Source organism: Collinsella sp. AM38-1BH (assembly GCF_003467545.1).
GTDB lineage: Bacteria > Actinomycetota > Coriobacteriia > Coriobacteriales > Coriobacteriaceae > Collinsella.
This window is the reverse complement of sequence record NZ_QSHC01000001.1, coordinates 219435-236689: the sequence shown is the minus strand read 5'-3', so window position 1 is coordinate 236689 and position 17255 is coordinate 219435. Positions and strand designations below refer to the sequence as shown.

Sequence of the window (17255 nt, the reverse complement as noted above, 5' to 3'; positions counted from 1 at the left end):
CACGTCCTTGTGGCGGACCGTGCCCGGAAAGAATTCGAGGAGGTGTAATTCATGCCCCAGCAGTACAAAATCGACAAGGTTGCAGAGATCGAGTCCCGTATCGCCGAGAACGCCGGTCTGTTCGTCGTCAACTACAACGGTCTGACGGTTAAGCAGGCTCAGGAGCTGCGTCATCAGCTTCGCGAGTGCGGCGCCGAGATGAAGGTCTACAAGAACAACCTGGTCAAGATCGCCCTCAAGAACCAGGAGCAGCCCGAGATCGACGAGATTCTCGCCGGCCCCGTCGCTTATGTGTTCTACGAGACCGAGCCGGTCGAGGCCGCTAAGGCCCTTAAGGACTTCTCCGCTAAGTCCAAGGGCGTCCTTGAGATCAAGGGCGGTATCTCCGACGGCAAGGCCGTTTCCGCTGATGATGTTAAGGCTATCGCCGAGCTGCCCACCAAGGATCAGCTTCTCGGCCAGATCGCCGGTCTCATCTCCGGTTTCGCTCGCGACATCGCTGTCTGCGTCAACGGCGTTTCCTCTGGTCTCGCTCGTTCGATCCAGCAGGTCTCCGAGCAGAAGGCAGCCTAGTCGCTGTTTTCACCCGCGGCGGCAACGCCGCACCCCTGGCGCATTCGCGCCGTGTTTTAACTGATCTCCGTGCATCAGCACGGAAACCGAAAGGACTTAGAAATGGCTAAGCTTACCACCGATGAGATCATCGATGCTCTTAAGGAAATGACCCTTCTCGAGGCTTCCGAGCTCGTTAAGGCTATCGAGGACACCTTCGGCGTTTCCGCCGCTGCTCCTGCCGCTGTTGTCGCCGCTCCCGCTGCTGGCGCTGCTGAGGCCGAGGAGAAGACCGAGTTTGACGTCGTGCTCGAGGGCTTCGGCGACAACAAGATCCAGGTCATCAAGGCCGTCCGTGAGCTCACCAACCTTGGCCTGAAGGAGGCCAAGGAGGTCGTCGAGGGTGCTCCCAAGGCTGTTCTCGAGGGTGCCAAGAAGGAGGACGCCGAGGCTGCCAAGGAGAAGCTCGAGGCTGCTGGCGCTGCTGTCACCCTCAAGTAATCAGGCTTTCTCGCCAGATTTCTTTGCAGACGGGGTTCGCATTGCGAGCCCCGTCTTTTTTGTTTTTCGGTCCCTCGACATCGGTTGCTCAAACTGCCATGTTCTGTGATTTACGTCGTATCGGGTGCCCTGCCGTTGGGCAATAAAATTGCACCATTCGAGCAATAATTTGCGTTGACCTGCTGAAGAATTGTCTCTGCCTTGTAGTGATATATAGTTCCAGCGGTAAGATGCTTGGGTATCGCAATTTGGTCTGCGGCTGTGTGCCGCACGCATGGGGCGCTTTTGCGCCTGCGAAAGGATCCTTGAATAACATGAAGGCAATCATCCCCGCCGCCGGTCTTGGCACGCGTTTTCTGCCTGGCACCAAGTGCACCCCCAAAGAGATGCTGCCGGTTCTCGACAAGCCGGTCATCCAGTATGTCGTTGAGGAGGCGCTCGACCCCGAGGAGGTCGACGATGCCATCATCGTTACTTCTCCCGGTAAGCCCGAGCTACTGAACTACTTCCAGCCCGATCGTTCGCTCGAGAACCTGCTGCGCGAGCGCGGCAAGAACGCCTATGCCGATGCCGTCGCCCACGCTGGTGGTATGCCGGTCGACTTCCGTTATCAGTACGAGCCCAAGGGCCTCGGCCATGCTATCCGCTCTGCTGCCGACGCCGTGGCAGGGGAGAACTTCCTGGTTCTTCTGGGCGACTACGTTGTGCCTAACCGCGACATCTGCGACAAGATGCTCGCCGTTTCCAAGGAGCACGGTGGCGCTTCGGTTATCGCCGTCGCTGCTTGCTCGCCCGAGGAAGTCAGCCGCTACGGCGTTATCGCCGGCGAGCGCGTCGGTTCGCTCGAGGGCGCCGAGGGCGTTGCCGATGCCGAGCCGGGCGCTGTCTGGCGCATCGGCGGTCTGGTCGAGAAGCCTGCTCCCGAGGCGGCTCCGTCCAACCTGTACATCGTCGGTCGTTACTTGCTGAGCCCGCTGGTTATGGACCTGCTCGCCGATCAGCAGGCCGGCAAGGGCGGCGAGATTCAACTCACCGACGCCATGGCTCGCTCGCTTGACCGTGAGGCCATGTATGCTGTCGTCATCGATCCGCTCTCGGGCTACGACACCGGCACTCCGTCTGGCTGGATGGCCACCAACGCCCTCATGGCCGCAAGCGATCCTCGCTTTGCCAGCGCCTTCTGGGACGCCATCGACGAGCGCGGCGGCTTGATGCGCAAATAAGCCTTCGGGCATCGACATTTACGGGCGCGGACCTCGGTTCGCGCCCGTTTTTTATAAGAGCTTCGATTGTCGACTCTCTGTTCACAGAAAATATATGAACAGGTGTTCGATACACATACATCTACCTGCGTGTTTTCTGCCGAAAAACTTTGCTACTCCAAAAACTCAATCGCGTCAAGGCTTTTCTTGCCCAACGGTCGGTACCTGATAAACTATTAGGTTGCGATAACTGGCGAAGCTATGCCTCGCCAACCCACCGAGCATTTCCGTGAAGGAGGAAAAACCTGGTGACCTACGCATACACTGCCACTGAGCGCAAGCGCGTCAGCTTCGGGAAAATCCCGGAGGCCATGGAGCTCCCCAACCTTATCTCTGTTCAAAGGGAATCCTTTGAGCGTTTTAAGGACGAGGGCCTTCGTGAGGCGTTCAAGGAATCCAGCCCCATCCAGAGCCAGAACCATGTTCTCGAGGTTACCTTCGGCGAGCATCAGTTCGGCGACCCCGCGCACACCGTCGAGGAGTGCCGCGAGAAGGATATGACCTATCAGGCTCCGCTTCTGACCGACGTCCGTCTCACCAACAAGGAGACCGGCGAGATCAAGGAGCAGCTCGTCTTTATGGGCGACTTCCCCATGATGACCGATCAGGGCACCTTCATCATCAACGGTACCGAGCGTATCGTCGTCTCGCAGCTCGTCCGCTCCCCGGGCGTGTACTACAGCTCCGAGATGGATTCGGGCAAGCAGATCTACAAGGCCCAGATCATCCCGTCCCGCGGTGCCTGGCTTGAGTTTGAGGTCGACAAGCGCGACCAGCTCATGGTCTCCATCGACCGTAAGCGCAAGCAGAGCGCCACGATGTTCCTGCGCGCCCTTGGCATCGCCGTCACCAACGACGACATCATCGAGCTGCTCGGCAACTCCGATGTGATCAAGCGCACCCTGGAGCGCGACACCGCCCTTACCCGCGAGGACGCCCTCATCGAGATCTACCGTCGCCTGCGCCCGGGCGAGCCTCCCACCGTGGACGCTTCCCGCAGCCTGCTCGAGGGCCTGCTCTTTAACCCGCAGCGCTACGATCTGGCCCGCGTCGGTCGTTACAAGGTCAACAAGAAGCTCAACCTCACCACCGAGGAAGAGGTCACGGTGCTCACCGACGAGGATATCGTCGCGACGCTGCGCTACCTCCTGTCCCTCGCTGCCGGCGAGCAGGGCTTCAAGGTCGACGACATCGACCACTTCGGCAACCGCCGCATCCGCACCGTCGGCGAGCTCGTCGCCAACCAGTTCCGTATCGGCATGAGCCGTATGGAGCGCGTCGTCCGTGAGCGCATGAGCTCCCAGGACATCGACGAGATCACCCCGCAGTCGCTCATCAACATCCGTCCGATCGTGGCCTCCATCAAGGAGTTCTTCGGTTCCTCGCAGCTCTCGCAGTTCATGGACCAGGCGAACCCCCTGACCGGTCTGACCCACAAGCGCCGTCTGTCCGCACTCGGCCCTGGCGGTCTTGCCGGCCACAAGTCCGGCTCCAGCCGCCGCACCAACGTGCCGACGGCCGTCCGCGACGTTCACAACTCGCACTACAGCCGCATGTGCCCGATCGAGACCCCCGAAGGCCCCAACATCGGCCTGATCGGCTCGCTCGCCCTCTACGCCCGCGTCAACGAGTACGGCTTCATCGAGGCCCCGTTCCGTCGCGTCGAGAACGGCGTTGCCACCGACCAGATCGACTGGATGACCGCTGACGAGGAAGAGAAGCACGTCATCGCGCCGGCCAACACGCCGCTCGATCCCAAGACCAACGAGTTCATCACGACCGATGCCGAGGGCAAGATCGTTCGTCCGCACACCGTGATCGCCCGTACCCGCGACTTCGACGGCTCCTTCGGCGCTCCCGCTGACGTGCCCGTCGAGGACGTCGACTACATGGACGTCTCGCCGCGTCAGATGCTCTCCGTCGCAGCCACGCTGATCCCGTTCCTTGAGCACGACGACGCCAAGCGTACGCTCATGGGCGCCAACATGCAGCGTCAGGCCGTGCCGCTGGTTCACCCCGCCGCTCCCTATGTCGGTACCGGCATGGAGCGTCGCGCCGCCCTGGACTCCGGCGAGGTCACCCTGGCCAAGAACGCCGGCGAGGTCATCTTTGCCGACGCCTCCAAGATTATCGTCAAGCACGCTGGCGGCATGGACGAGTATCACCTGGCCAAGTACCAGCGTTCCAACCAGTCCACCTGCATCAACCACCGTCCGCTCGTGCGCGTCGGTGACACCGTTGAGCAGGGCGAGCCTCTGGCCGACGGTCCTTCGACCGATCATGGCGAGCTCGCACTGGGCCAGAACCTCACCGTGGCATACATGCCGTGGGAAGGCTTCAACTACGAGGACGGTATCGTCGTGTCCGAGCGCCTGGTGGCCGAGGACCTGCTGACGACCATCAATATCACCCGTCACGAGATCGACGCCCGCGACACCAAGCTCGGCCCCGAGGAGATCACCCGCGAGATCCCGAACCTCTCCGAGGACATGCTTGCCAACCTTGACGAGGACGGCATCATCCGCATCGGCGCCGAGGTCGGCCCTGGCGACATCCTGGTCGGCAAGGTCACGCCTAAGGGCGAGAGTGCTCTGACTGCCGAGGAGCGCCTGCTGCGCGCCATCTTCGGTGCCAAGGCGCACGACGTTCGTGACACCTCCCTTAAGATGCCTCACGGCGCTTACGGCCGCGTCATCGACGTCGTCCGCTTTAGCCGCGAGAACGGCGACGACCTGGCCCCCGGCGTTAACGAGCAGGTGCGCGTCTACGTCGCCCAGCGTCGTAAGATCCAGCAGGGCGATAAGATCGCCGGCCGCCACGGCAACAAGGGCGTTATCTGTAACGTTCTGCCGGTCGAGGACATGCCCTACATGGCTGACGGTACCCCGATCGACGTTATCCTCAACCCGCTGGGCGTTCCTTCGCGTATGAACGTCGGCCAGCTGCTCGAGTGCCACCTTGGCTGGGCTGCTGCCTGCGGTTGGGATACCGAGCAGGCCGACTCCGACAAGTACGTCCCCGGTCCGTTCTTCACCGCGACGCCCGTCTTTGACGGCGCCAAGGAGGACGAGATCGCCGAGGTCATCCGTCGCGCCAACAAGAACATGCTCAACAAGGCCACCGCTGCCTTTGGCGATCACATGCGCCCCGAGTTTGTTACCCAGCTTGACGAGCGCGGCAAGACCCGCCTGTTCGACGGCCGCACCGGTGAGGAGTTCCGCGAGCCCATTACCGTGGGTACGTCTTACATCCTCAAGCTCGGCCACATGGTCGACGACAAGATCCACGCCCGTTCGACCGGCCCTTACAGCCTGGTTACCCAGCAGCCGCTGGGCGGCAAGGCTCAGTTCGGCGGCCAGCGCTTCGGCGAGATGGAAGTTTGGGCACTGTATGCATACGGTGCTTCCAACGTCCTGCAGGAGATCCTGACCGTCAAGTCCGACGATACCGTGGGCCGCGTCAAGACCTACGAGTCCATCGTCAAGGGCGAGAACGTCCCGGTTCCGGGTATCCCCGAGTCCTTCAAGGTTCTCGTCAAGGAGATCCGCTCCCTCGCACTGGACATCGAGCCCATGCACGATGCCGACGAGGACGCCTCCGCCCCTGTGACCGCCGAGGAGACCTCTGCTCTCGACGACCTGGCTGCGCTCGCCGGCGTTGACGCCGACGCCGAGGCCCAGGATGCCGAGACCGCCGAGGCACCCGAGGCTGTCGCCGCCACGACCACTGATAAGGAGTAGTTGACTGTGGCAGATTTCGAAGCTACTGATTTTGACTCGGTAAAGATCTCCCTTGCCTCCGCCGACCAGATCCGTTCCTGGTCGCACGGTGAGGTCAAGAAGCCGGAGACCATCAATTACCGTACCCTCAAGCCCGAGAAGGACGGCCTGTTCTGCGAGAAGATCTTCGGTCCCGCCAAGGACTGGGAGTGCTCCTGCGGCAAGTACAAGGGCATCCGCTTTAAGGGCATCGTCTGCGAGCGCTGCGGCGTCGAGGTCACCTCGGCCAAGGTGCGTCGCGACCGCATGGGCCACATCGAGCTCGCCGCTCCCGTGTCCCACATCTGGTATTTCAAGAGCCCCACGAGCTTCCCGATGAGCCGTATGCTCGACATCAAGTCCAAGGACCTCGAGAAGGTTCTGTACTTTGCCAGCTACATCATCACCGAGGTCGACTACGAGGCCCGCGAGGCCGACGCTGACGACCTGCGCGAGGAGCTCGCCGCCGATCTGGAAGAGATCGATGCCGAGTGCGCCCGCCAGATCGAGTCCCTCAAGGAGCAGGGCAACCCCGAGAACTTTGACGAGTTCTCCGACGAGGAGCCGCTGACCCCCGAGGAGATCGCCTCTGGTATCGTCGACATCGAGGAAGAGTGCAAGGACGAGAAGCAGCTCCGCACGGACGCCTTCAACGCCTTCATGAAGCTCACCGAGCGCGACCTCATCTCCGATGAGCCACTGTTCCGCGAGATGACCCGCTACTACTCCATGTACTTTAAGGGTGGCATGGGTGCCGAGGCCGTCCGCGACCTGCTCGCCGCCATCGATCTGCCCTCCGAGGCCGAGAAGCTCAAGGCCATCATCGCCGACGAGGACTCCCAGAAGCAGAAGCGCGAGAAGGCCGTTAAGCGCCTCGAGGTCGTTGACGCCTTCCTGAAGGGCGGCAACAGCCCCGCGAACATGATCCTGGACGTCATCCCGGTCATTCCGCCCGATCTGCGCCCGATGGTCCAGCTCGACGGCGGCCGCTTCGCCGCGTCCGACCTCAACGACCTGTATCGTCGCGTGATCAACCGTAACAACCGACTCAAGCGCCTGCTCGACCTGGACGCCCCTGCGATCATCGTGAACAACGAGAAGCGCATGCTCCAGGAGTCCGTGGACGCCCTGTTCGACAACGGCCGTCGTGGTCGCCCGGTCTCTGGCCGTGGCGGTCGCCCGCTCAAGTCGCTCGCCGAGGCCCTCAAGGGCAAGCAGGGTCGTTTCCGTCAGAACCTGCTGGGCAAGCGTGTCGACTACTCCGGCCGTTCGGTCATCGTTACCGACCCCAAGCTGCTGCTGCACCAGTGCGGTCTGCCTAAGACCATGGCGCTGGAGCTCTTCAAGCCCTTCGTCATGAAGCGCCTGGTCGAGCTTGGCAAGGTCGAGAACATCAAGGGCGCCAAGCGTGCTATCGACCGCGGTGCCACCTTTGTGTGGGATATCCTCGAAGAGGTCATCGACGGCCGCGTCGTGCTGCTCAACCGTGCACCGACCCTGCACCGTCTGTCCATCCAGGCTTTTGAGCCGGTGCTGGTCGAGGGCAAGGCTATCCACCTGCACCCGCTGGTCTGCTCACCCTTCAACGCCGACTTCGACGGCGACCAGATGTCTGTCCACGTGCCGCTGTCCAGCCAGGCCCAGGCCGAGGCTCGCGTGCTCATGCTCTCTGCGAACAACCTGCGCTCGCCGGCATCCGGCAAGCCGGTTAACATCCCCTCGCAGGACATGATCATCGGTGTGTACTACCTCACCCAGGTCCGCGACGGCCTGCCCGGCGAGAACCACGTGTTCGCCAGCTTCGACGACGCGCTGCACGCCTATGACTGCCGCTCCGAGGTCGACATGCAGGCCAAGATCCAGGTCCGCGTGTCCGCCGAGAACGCCAACGTCATCAACGAGGACGGCACCCGTATCTTCCGCGTCAAGAACGGCAAGAACGAGTTCGTCGACTACGACGTCACCGGCAACAAGACCGCGCGTTTTGAGACCTCTATCGGCCGCATCATCTTCAACCGCCAGTGCCTGCCCGAAGACTATGAGTTCATGAACTACAAGATGGTCAAGGGCGACGTGGCCAAGCTGGTTGCCGACTGCTGCGATCGTTACCCCGAGGCCAAGGTCGGCCCGATCCTCGACGCCATCAAGTACTCCGGCTTCCACTACGCTACCCGCGCCGGCCTCACCATCTCGGTGTGGGACGCTCTCATCCCTGCCGAGAAGCAGGAGCTGCTCGACCGCGCCCAGGCCAACGTCGACCAGATCAACGAGTACTTCGAGGAGGGCTTCATCAACGAGACGGAGCGCCACATCGAAGTCGTTAACGAGTGGACCGCTTGTACCGACAAGGTCGCAGCGCTCATGCTCGACTTGTTCGACGAGGAGAACCCGCTCTACATGATGGCCGACTCCGGCGCCCGTGGTTCTAAGACCCAGCTGCGTCAGCTCGGCGGCATGCGTGGCCTGATGGCAGACATGTCCGGCGAGACGATCGACCTTCCCATTAAGGCGAACTTCCGCGAGGGTCTGCTGCCGCTCGAGTACTTCATTTCGACCTACGGCGCCCGTAAGGGCCTGGTCGATACCGCATCCCACACCTCGGACTCTGGTTACCTGACCCGTCGTCTGGTCGACGTGGCCCAGGACGTCATCGTCCGCGAGGAGGACTGCGGTACGCACGAGGGCGTCACCTACAACCTCATCATCCCCGGTACCACCGACCTCAACACCGACCTCGTCGGCCGTTGCTTCATCGAGGACGTCGTGGCTCCCGATGGCACCGTGCTCTTTGAGCAGGACGGCTACATCGAGAAGGTCGCCGACATCCAGAAGATGGTCGATGCCGGCCTTAAGAAGGTCAAGCTTCGAGCACTGCTCACCTGCCGCTCCAAGTACGGCGTGTGCCAGAAGTGCTACGGCTGGGATCTTTCCACCCGTCGTCCGGTCGCCATTGGTACCGCGGTCGGCATTATTGCCGCCCAGTCCATCGGCGAGCCTGGTACGCAGCTTACGATGCGTACCATTCACTCCGGCGGCGTCGCTGGCGTCGACGATATTACGCAGGGTCTGCCTACGGTCAGCCGTATGTTCGATATCGTCGGCAACGTCAACGAGAAGATCCTGGGTCGCGAGGCCGAGCTGGCTCCGTACTCCGGCCACCTCTCGATTAAGCCCGAGAAGTCCGAGTACGTGCTGACGCTCACCGACTCCGAGGATCACACCCGCGTCCTCGACGAGCGTCGCGTCCCCGCTTCGGTGCGCTTCATGCCCGAGATCGAGGACGGCTGCGAGGTTCGCGCCGGCGACCAGATCACCAAGGGCTTCGTCAACTTCCGCAACCTGCGCAAGCTGACCGACATCGAGTCGACGATGCACACCTTCGTCGAGAGCGTCAAGGACGTCTACACCAGCCAGGGCGTCGACCTGAACGACAAGCACATCGAGGTGCTCGCACGTCAGATGCTGCGTCGCGTTCAGATCACCAACCCCGGCGACTCCAAGTACCTGCTTGGTCAGTACGTCGACCGCTACGAGTTCGCCGACGAGGTCGAGCGCGTTGCCCGTCTGGGCGGTCAGGCTCCCGTGGCCGAGCCCGTCATCCTGGGTACGCTCAAGGTCGCGTCCAACATCGACTCCTGGCTGTCGAGCGCTTCGTTCATCCGTACCGCTGGCGTCCTTACCGAGGCTGCCATCGAGGGCAAGGTCGACCACCTGCTCGACCTTAAGTCCAACGTCATCGTCGGTAAGAAGATCCCGGCTGGTACCGGCCTCAAGCCGTACGCCAACGCCAAGCTGACGTATCGCACGGCCGACGGCTACGTGGACATCGACGGCCCGGCTTCGCCCAACGCCAAGTCGCTGCCTGAGTGGGCCCCTGTGGAGCTCAAGGACCTGGACGAGCAGCTCCCGCAGCAGCTCGACTGGGCCGGCTACGACGAGTTCGGTGGTGCTGACGGTTCGTTCACCCGCAACGGCCATACCATCTCCGCCGAGAAGGCTCGCCTGTACCTGTTCGACGACCTGGGCGTGTCGCAGCGTTGGACCAACAAGTTCAGCGAGGTCGGCATCGAGACGGTCGGCGACCTGGTCGGCAAGTCCGAGGAGGATCTGCTGCGCATCGATGGTATCGGTGCCAAGGCGATCGAGGAGCTCCGTGACGGCCTGGAGGCCCACGACCTGCTCTACATCCTCGAGAACAACGACGACGTTGCCGACGAGGAAGACCTCTCGCAGCTGCTGCAGATGGTCTTTAGCCCCGACGGTCCGGACGACATCCTGCTGGGTACCTCTGCTCCGACGCATCACGCCGACGCCGACGAGGAGCTCCTGGGCGCCCCGATCGACGACAAGAAGGCTCCCGCCAACGGCGCGATCAACGAGGACATGGCTTCCCTCGACGAGCTGCTCAACCAGCTCGTGGACACCGACGACGCCGAAGAGGCCAAGGACAACGACGAGGAGTAACTAGTTCCGCCGTTCTAACGAACGGCGGCGACCTCCGTCGCTGCGCGGCCCCCAGAGCTACAATCTGTCATTCAAAGGGCAGGGCATGACCAAAAGGTCAATGCCCTGCCTTTTTCATGCCACCTTGTACGCTCTGGGGGCTGCTCGCTTGCGTATGCTCAACCTGTTGCGTTTCGTTGATCCCTTGCCAAAAGGGACAGGTTTATTTTGGTCGGTTTTTCCTGCTTGAATTTGAAACATTTCGCCCGACAAGAGCGTATCTAAGGTGAGGGCCTCACCAAGAATTATTAACGTCACCGGGAGGTGATTATGGAAGAACAAGCATTTAGACAGGCGGTCGAAGACCACCGGGATGTCGTGTTTCGGATCGCATTGACGTACCTGCGCGATCGCGCCGATGCCGACGATGTTGCCCAAGACGTCTTTCTTAAACTGCTCAAAAGCGATGTGCAATTTGAGAGCTGGGAACATCTTCGTCGATGGCTTATCCGGGTCACGATCAATGAATGCAAATCGCTCTTTCGAAAGCCATGGAGGCGTGTGGAGGATATTGAGAACCTGGCCGAGTCGCTTTCGACAGCGCAGGATGAGACCAAGGCCGTCCTGTCAGATGTCATGCGGCTTCCGGAACGATTCCGTATCCCCATCGTGCTCTATTACTATCTGGGCTTCTCGACTTCAGAGATTGCCGAGTTGCTGCACGTGCCAGCCGCGACCGTTCGAACGCGTTTAGCTCGCGGCAGATCGAAACTCAAGTTCATCCTAGAGGAGGGCGACCGTGAAATCCAACCAAATCAAGCAGGCCTTCGAGTCCGTCCAAGCCGATAGCGATCTTGCTGACCGTGTTCTTTATGCCGCTACTGGTGAGCCGCTTCGCCGAAAGGGTCACGCGAAGCCTCTGTATGTTGCCGTGATCGGATGCCTTGCCGGAGTGCTGGCGACCGGAGGGGTCGCCTACGCCGTCGTCAATTCCAGTTATTTTGCCTCTGCCTGGGGAAACCATGGCAACGGAGAGTCCATTACCTGGACTCAAGGTGGCTCGTCGGGGACTAAATATACCTACACCAGAGAGTTTGGTGATGGTATCGCGCCCCAAAGCTTGGAGGGTTCAGTACAGAAGGTCAATCTGTCCGTCGAGGGCAACGGCTATACACTCGACATTCATGATATGGCTATCGATAAAAACGGTTGCGGTGCCGTAACGTTTACGTTGTCCAATCCAAATGGTGTTAACTACTACAAGCCGGCAGCAGAGACTGGCGAACTTGTTCTCTATGGTGAAGAAGAACAGGGCATCGGCACGCCCAGCATGAACTTCGGCGAGGAATGGGCTGATACACGCTGCACCATTGATAAAGACACATCAAGCGACACGGTCATTAACGGCACGATGTACTTTGCATCTTGGAATCGCGATCGAGATTTACGACATGCGGTCACCTGGAATATCAGTTGGACGGAGGGCAAAGGTGAGGATGCGAAGGTGATCGAGGTATCGACGCCAGAGTTTAACGTCGGAGCGCACGTCGATACAAAAGAACTCCGCTCCGATGACTCGCCTCTCGAGATCAGTCCGTTTTCCATCCAGACGCACATCGATGATCTGGGCTATGAAGCAGTTGATCATAAACTGACCGTCACCTACAAGGATGGGTCAGAGCAGATTATCGAAGATGACGACGCAGGGGCGTACAATTTCTATGTTTCGATGGGACGCAATAGCGGAGAGAACATTTGGGTGCCAACGAAGTTGATTGATGTCGACCAAGTGGTTTCAGTAACGCTCGAAGGCACACGCTGCACTTCAACAGGGGGCGCCGAAACGTCGGAACCCTTTACCATCGTCTATTCGTAAGATTTGGGGCCGCTTTCTACTAGGGGAAGCGGCCTTTTCCCAGATAAAACCTGCCAAAACAAACCTGTCCCTTTTTGGCAGGTAACGTTGCCCCGACGAGCACGTCGGATCCCCGGCCCGGGCGGCACAGGGGTTAAGTTTGTCGCGAGTTCCGCACGAGCCGGAGGCCACTTAATGTGGCCTCCGTGCGAGCCAGGACTGTAGAGCAGCAAACTTAACCCCTGTGCCGCCCGGCCCGGGAATCCGCCCCCGCGCACAGGAGGGGATTCCTTTTGTGTAGGCTTTGCGGAAATGTGCCAATTCTGGGATACGCCCGGCGGCGTGGTCTGTTGACGGCACAGCTAACGCCACGTATCCTATCGAACTGCGTGTTTCGTAGGGGGATGCTGACCCCTCGATTCAAGCCGTTGCACTTTACAGAAAGCTGGAATCATTCGAGAAGGAGTACGCTTTGCCTACTATTAACCAGCTGGTTCGCCAGGGCCGTCGTTCCGTGCCCAAGAAGTCCAAGAACGCTGCTCTGCAGCACAACTCCCAGAAGCGCGGCGTGTGCACCCGCGTCTTCACCACGAGCCCCAAGAAGCCGAACTCGGCTCTTCGTAAGGTTGCCCGTGTTCGCCTCGTCAACGGCATCGAAGTTACTGCTTACATCCCGGGTGAGGGCCACAACCTGCAGGAGCACTCCATCGTGCTCGTCCGCGGCGGTCGTGTCCGTGACCTCCCTGGTGTCCGTTATCACGTCATCCGTGGCGCCTACGACGCTGCTCCGGTCCAGAACCGTATGCAGGCCCGTTCCAAGTACGGTGCTAAGCGCCCCAAGGCTAAATAAGCCAGATAACGTTTTGATACTTTCGCCGTGTGCCGCCTAAGCGCCGCACGGTAGACACTTAAGGAGATTTCACATGCCGCGTCGTGCAGCAGCTAATCGTCGTGAGGTTCAGCCTGACGCCGTTTACAACAACCGCCTGGTGACTCAGCTCATCAACAAGGTCCTTCTTGACGGCAAGAAGGCCACCGCTGAGCGCATCGTTTACACCGCTTTCGAGATCGTTGCCGAGAAGTCTGAGGGTGGCGACGCTCTCGCTACCTTCAAGAAGGCTATGGACAACGTCAAGCCCACGCTCGAGGTTAAGCCCAAGCGTGTCGGTGGCGCTACCTATCAGGTCCCGATGGAGGTCAACTCCCGTCGTTCCACCGCTCTGGGTATCCGCTGGATCGTCAACTTCTCCCGCGCTCGCAAGGAGAAGACCATGGCCGAGCGTCTCGCCAATGAGATCCTCGACGCTTCCAACGGCCTGGGCGCTTCCGTCAAGAAGCGTGAGGACGTCTTCAAGATGGCCGAGGCCAACCGCGCGTTCTCTCACTATCGTTGGTAAGTTAAGGTAAGGAACTAACATGGCTAAGCCTAAGTACAAGCTTTCCGATACCCGTAACATCGGCATCATGGCCCACATCGATGCCGGTAAGACCACCACGACCGAGCGTATTCTTTACTACACCGGTAAGACCCACAAGATCGGTGAGGTCCATGAGGGCGCTGCCACCATGGACTGGATGGTTCAGGAGCAGGAGCGCGGCGTAACCATTACCTCCGCTGCTACCACGTGCTTCTGGAACAAGGACGGTAAGGACTACCGCATCCAGATCATCGACACCCCGGGCCACGTTGACTTCACCGCCGAGGTCGAGCGCTGCCTGCGCGTCCTCGATGGCGCTGTCGCCGTCTTCGACGCCGTTGCCGGCGTTCAGCCCCAGTCTGAGACCGTTTGGCGTCAGGCTTCCACCTTCAACGTCCCCCGCATCGCCTTCATCAACAAGTATGACCGCGTGGGCGCTGACTTCTTCAACGCTATCGAGACCATGAAGGATCGTCTCGACGCTAACGCCGTGGCCGCTCAGGTCCCGATGGGCGCCGAGGACAACTTCTGGGGCGTCATCGACCTGGTCACCATGACTGCATGGGACTTCAAGGCCGACGAGAAGGGTATGACCTACCCCGAGCCGATGGACGAGATCCCGGCTGAGTTTGCCGACATCGCTGCCACCAAGCGCGAGGAGCTCCTTGACGCTGCTGCCAGCTTTGACGACGAGCTCATGGAGAAGATCCTCATGGAGGAGGACTTCACCGTCGAGGAGCTCAAGGCTGCTCTGCGCAAGGGCGTTCTGGCCAACGAGCTCAACCTCGTCTTCGTGGGTTCCGCCTACAAGAACAAGGGCGTTCAGGAGCTGCTCGACGCTGTCGTCGACTACCTGCCCAGCCCGCTCGACGTTGAGGCCGTCACCGGTACCGATCCGGACACCGGCGAGGAGATCCAGCGTCATCCTTCCTTCGACGAGCCCTTCTCCGGCCTGGTCTTCAAGATTATGACCGACCCGTTCGTCGGTAAGCTCACCTATGTCCGCGTTTACTCCGGCCGCGCCGAGTCCGGCTCCTACGTGGTCAACGCTTCCAACGGTCAGCGCGAGCGCCTCGGCCGCATCCTCGAGATGAACGCCGCCGAGCGTATCGACCGTGACGACGCTGCCGCCGGCGACATCGTCGCTTGCGTCGGCTTCAAGAACTCCACCACCGGTGACACCCTGTGCGCCGAGGGCAAGGAGATCGTCCTCGAGAAGATCGAGTTCGCTAAGCCCGTTATCGACGTTGCCATCGAGCCCAAGACCAAGGCCGAGCAGGACAAGATGTCCCTGGCTCTGACCAAGCTCGCCGAGGAGGACCCGACCTTCCAGGTGTCCACCAACCACGAGACCGGCCAGACCATCATCGCCGGCATGGGCGAGCTGCACCTCGAGATCATCGTCGACCGTCTGCTCCGCGAGTTCAAGGTTGACGCTAACGTCGGTAAGCCCCAGGTTGCCTACCGCGAGACCGCTGGTCACGACGTCGAGAAGGCTGAGGGCAAGTTCGTCCGTCAGTCCGGCGGTCGCGGTCAGTACGGCCACGCTGTCATCAAGCTCGAGAAGATGGAGGAGGGCTTCGGCTACGAGTTCGTCAACGCTATCGTCGGCGGCGTCGTGCCCAAGGAGTACATCCCGTCCATCGACAAGGGCATCCAGGAGGCCCTGAACACCGGTGTTATCGCCGGCTTCCCGGTCCTCGACGTTAAGGTCACCCTGTTCGACGGTTCTTACCACGAGGTCGACTCCTCCGAGGCCGCCTTCAAGATCGCCGGCTCCATGGCTATCAAGGACGCCCTCAAGAAGTCCGATCCGCAGCTGCTCGAGCCGATCATGGCTGTCGAGGTCGAGACCCCCGAGCAGTACATGGGCGACGTTATGGGCAACCTCTCCGGTCGCCGCGGCAAGATCGAGGGCATGGAGGATCGCAAGAACAGCAAGCTCATCCGTGCCAAGGTGCCGCTGGGCGAGATGTTCGGTTACGCTACCGACCTTCGCTCCCAGACCCAGGGCCGTGCATCCTACACGATGCAGTTCGACTCTTATGAGCCCGCGCCCAAGTCCATCGTGGACGAGGTCATGAGCAAGAACGCCTAAGTTTGAGCTCCCTGTTACGTAATCCGCGAGAACATCTCTCGCACTCTTTGGAGGTTTAAGTTGGCTACCCAGAAGATCCGCATTCGCCTCAAGGGCTATGATCACGAGGTCGTCGATCAGTCCGCGAAGCTCATCGTCGAGACCGCTCAGAAGACCGGCGCTCGCGTTTCCGGTCCTGTCCCCCTGCCCACCGAGCGCAACCTGTACACGGTTATCCGCTCGCCGCACGTGAACAAGGACTCCCGTGAGCAGTTCGAGATGCGCACCCACAAGCGCCTCATCGACATCCTCGACCCCACCTCGGGCACCGTTGATTCGCTCATGCGTCTCGACCTCCCCGCTGGCGTCGACATCGACATCAAGCTCTAAGCGATATCGCTCATAGCTTAAAGGGCCCCGCTGCCGTTACGGTAGCGGGGCCCTTTTGTTTTGAATGGTGGTTTGGACTGTCGGACAATGCTGACGAGTAGGTGGCTGCGGCGCCCTATTCGCTCACGGGACGCAGCGATGCCTCCTCAAAATGGAAGGATCGCAAGTCGTCTTCCGTTTCGATGCACGCGCGACCAAAGGCATCAACGGTTTTAAAGATGCCGCGTGCCAGCTCGTCTCCAGCGGGTGAGCGGGCGATAACGTGCTTCCCAATCCAATTGAGGTGAGCGATATATTCGTCGTGGACGGGCGCGAGCGGACCGGCGTCTTTTTCCTTGGCGTTGAGGCGCTCTGCCCAGGCATCTACAGCGTCTATAACTGCGTGATAGACCTCATCGAGGAGCATGTCGACGGCAGGAACGTTCTCGTTAAGGTCCGAGAGATCGATTGCCGGCAAGCCGCCATCGGGCACCTCTTGGGGCGCATAGTTCACATTGACGCCAATGCCACATACGGCGAAAGGTTTGCCTTCGTTATCGCGTGCGGCCTCGACCAGAATGCCGCCGAGTTTGCGTTCACGCGCGACCAGGTCGTTGGGCCATTTGAGGCCAATTTCGTTTGCAAGACCCTGTTTTTCGAGCGCCTCGAGCACCGCTAGGCCGCTGACGGCGGCAAGACCAGAGAACTTTGCAGGATTAACGCATGGGCGCAGGACAATCGAAAGCAATAAGTTGCCGACGGTTGAGTCCCACTTGTGCCCGCGCCGGCCACGTCCTGCTGTTTGAGCCCGGGCGGCAAGTCCTGTGCCGTGCGGCGCTCCCTGTTTTCCTGCTTCGAGCAGGTCATCGTTGGTCGATCCGGTTACGTCGACTATCGTTAATTTGGCATCCATTATGGCTGCCACCTCCTTAATGAATAAGTGAATAACGCAATGGTCTCGAGAGATAGACACAATGTGAAGCCTTTGTCGCATTTGGACAATTTAATGTTAACACGTCA

Annotated in this window: 12 protein-coding genes; 11 read left to right on the top strand and 1 reads right to left on the bottom strand. The window is 60.4% G+C overall.

Going from position 1 to position 17255, the window contains the following annotated elements; genetic code table 11:
* The first annotated feature begins 51 nt into the window (after positions 1–51).
* The 11 genes from rplJ to rpsJ all read left to right on the top strand — a co-directional run bounded on the left by rplJ (position 52) and on the right by rpsJ (position 16256).
* On the top strand, positions 52–573 hold the full coding sequence (rplJ, locus tag DW870_RS00960; protein WP_055250258.1) for a 50S ribosomal protein L10: 522 nt from the start codon (positions 52–54) through the stop codon (positions 571–573).
* A 102-nt stretch (positions 574–675) separates the two neighbouring features.
* Positions 676–1053, top strand: coding sequence for a 50S ribosomal protein L7/L12 (gene rplL / locus DW870_RS00955; protein ID WP_006235005.1), 378 nt, complete (start codon positions 676–678; stop codon positions 1051–1053).
* A gap of 314 nt (positions 1054–1367) precedes the next feature.
* Entirely contained in the window at positions 1368–2276 is a 909-nt protein-coding gene (locus DW870_RS00950; protein ID WP_117637621.1) for a UTP--glucose-1-phosphate uridylyltransferase, read from the top strand.
* A gap of 350 nt (positions 2277–2626) precedes the next feature.
* Positions 2627–6055, top strand: a complete 3429-nt coding sequence (locus DW870_RS00945) for a DNA-directed RNA polymerase subunit beta (RefSeq protein WP_233547370.1) — start codon at positions 2627–2629, stop codon at positions 6053–6055.
* A gap of 6 nt (positions 6056–6061) precedes the next feature.
* Positions 6062–10537: a DNA-directed RNA polymerase subunit beta' gene (locus DW870_RS00940; RefSeq protein ID WP_199573565.1), complete on the top strand. Its 4476-nt coding sequence runs from the start codon at positions 6062–6064 to the stop codon at positions 10535–10537.
* A 309-nt stretch (positions 10538–10846) separates the two neighbouring features.
* The gene (locus DW870_RS00935; protein WP_117734324.1) at positions 10847–11365 is read left to right on the top strand and encodes an RNA polymerase sigma factor; all 519 of its coding nucleotides are present in this window, start codon (positions 10847–10849) and stop codon (positions 11363–11365) included.
* Positions 11316–12392 carry a DUF4179 domain-containing protein gene (locus DW870_RS00930; protein ID WP_117876618.1) on the top strand — a complete coding sequence of 359 codons (1077 nt, stop codon included), beginning with the start codon at positions 11316–11318 and terminating at the stop codon, positions 12390–12392. The genes DW870_RS00935 and DW870_RS00930 overlap by 50 nt, the downstream gene beginning before the upstream one ends.
* A gap of 451 nt (positions 12393–12843) precedes the next feature.
* Positions 12844–13221 carry a 30S ribosomal protein S12 gene (gene rpsL, locus DW870_RS00925; RefSeq protein ID WP_006235012.1) on the top strand — a complete coding sequence of 126 codons (378 nt, stop codon included), beginning with the start codon at positions 12844–12846 and terminating at the stop codon, positions 13219–13221.
* 73 nt (positions 13222–13294) lie between these two features.
* Positions 13295–13768, top strand: coding sequence for a 30S ribosomal protein S7 (gene rpsG / locus DW870_RS00920; RefSeq protein ID WP_006235013.1), 474 nt, complete (start codon positions 13295–13297; stop codon positions 13766–13768).
* Positions 13769–13787: 19 nt separating this feature from the next.
* Complete coding sequence (gene fusA / locus DW870_RS00915; RefSeq protein ID WP_022094183.1) at positions 13788–15887, top strand: elongation factor G; 2100 nt, start codon at positions 13788–13790, stop codon at positions 15885–15887.
* 60 nt (positions 15888–15947) lie between these two features.
* Entirely contained in the window at positions 15948–16256 is a 309-nt protein-coding gene (gene rpsJ / locus DW870_RS00910; RefSeq protein WP_022094184.1) for a 30S ribosomal protein S10, read from the top strand.
* 115 nt (positions 16257–16371) lie between these two features.
* On the opposite strand, the gene DW870_RS00905 is transcribed toward rpsJ, so the two are convergent.
* Positions 16372–17148, bottom strand: a complete 777-nt coding sequence (locus DW870_RS00905; RefSeq protein ID WP_158565175.1) for a biotin--[acetyl-CoA-carboxylase] ligase — start codon at positions 17146–17148, stop codon at positions 16372–16374.
* Positions 17149–17255 lie beyond the last annotated feature (107 nt).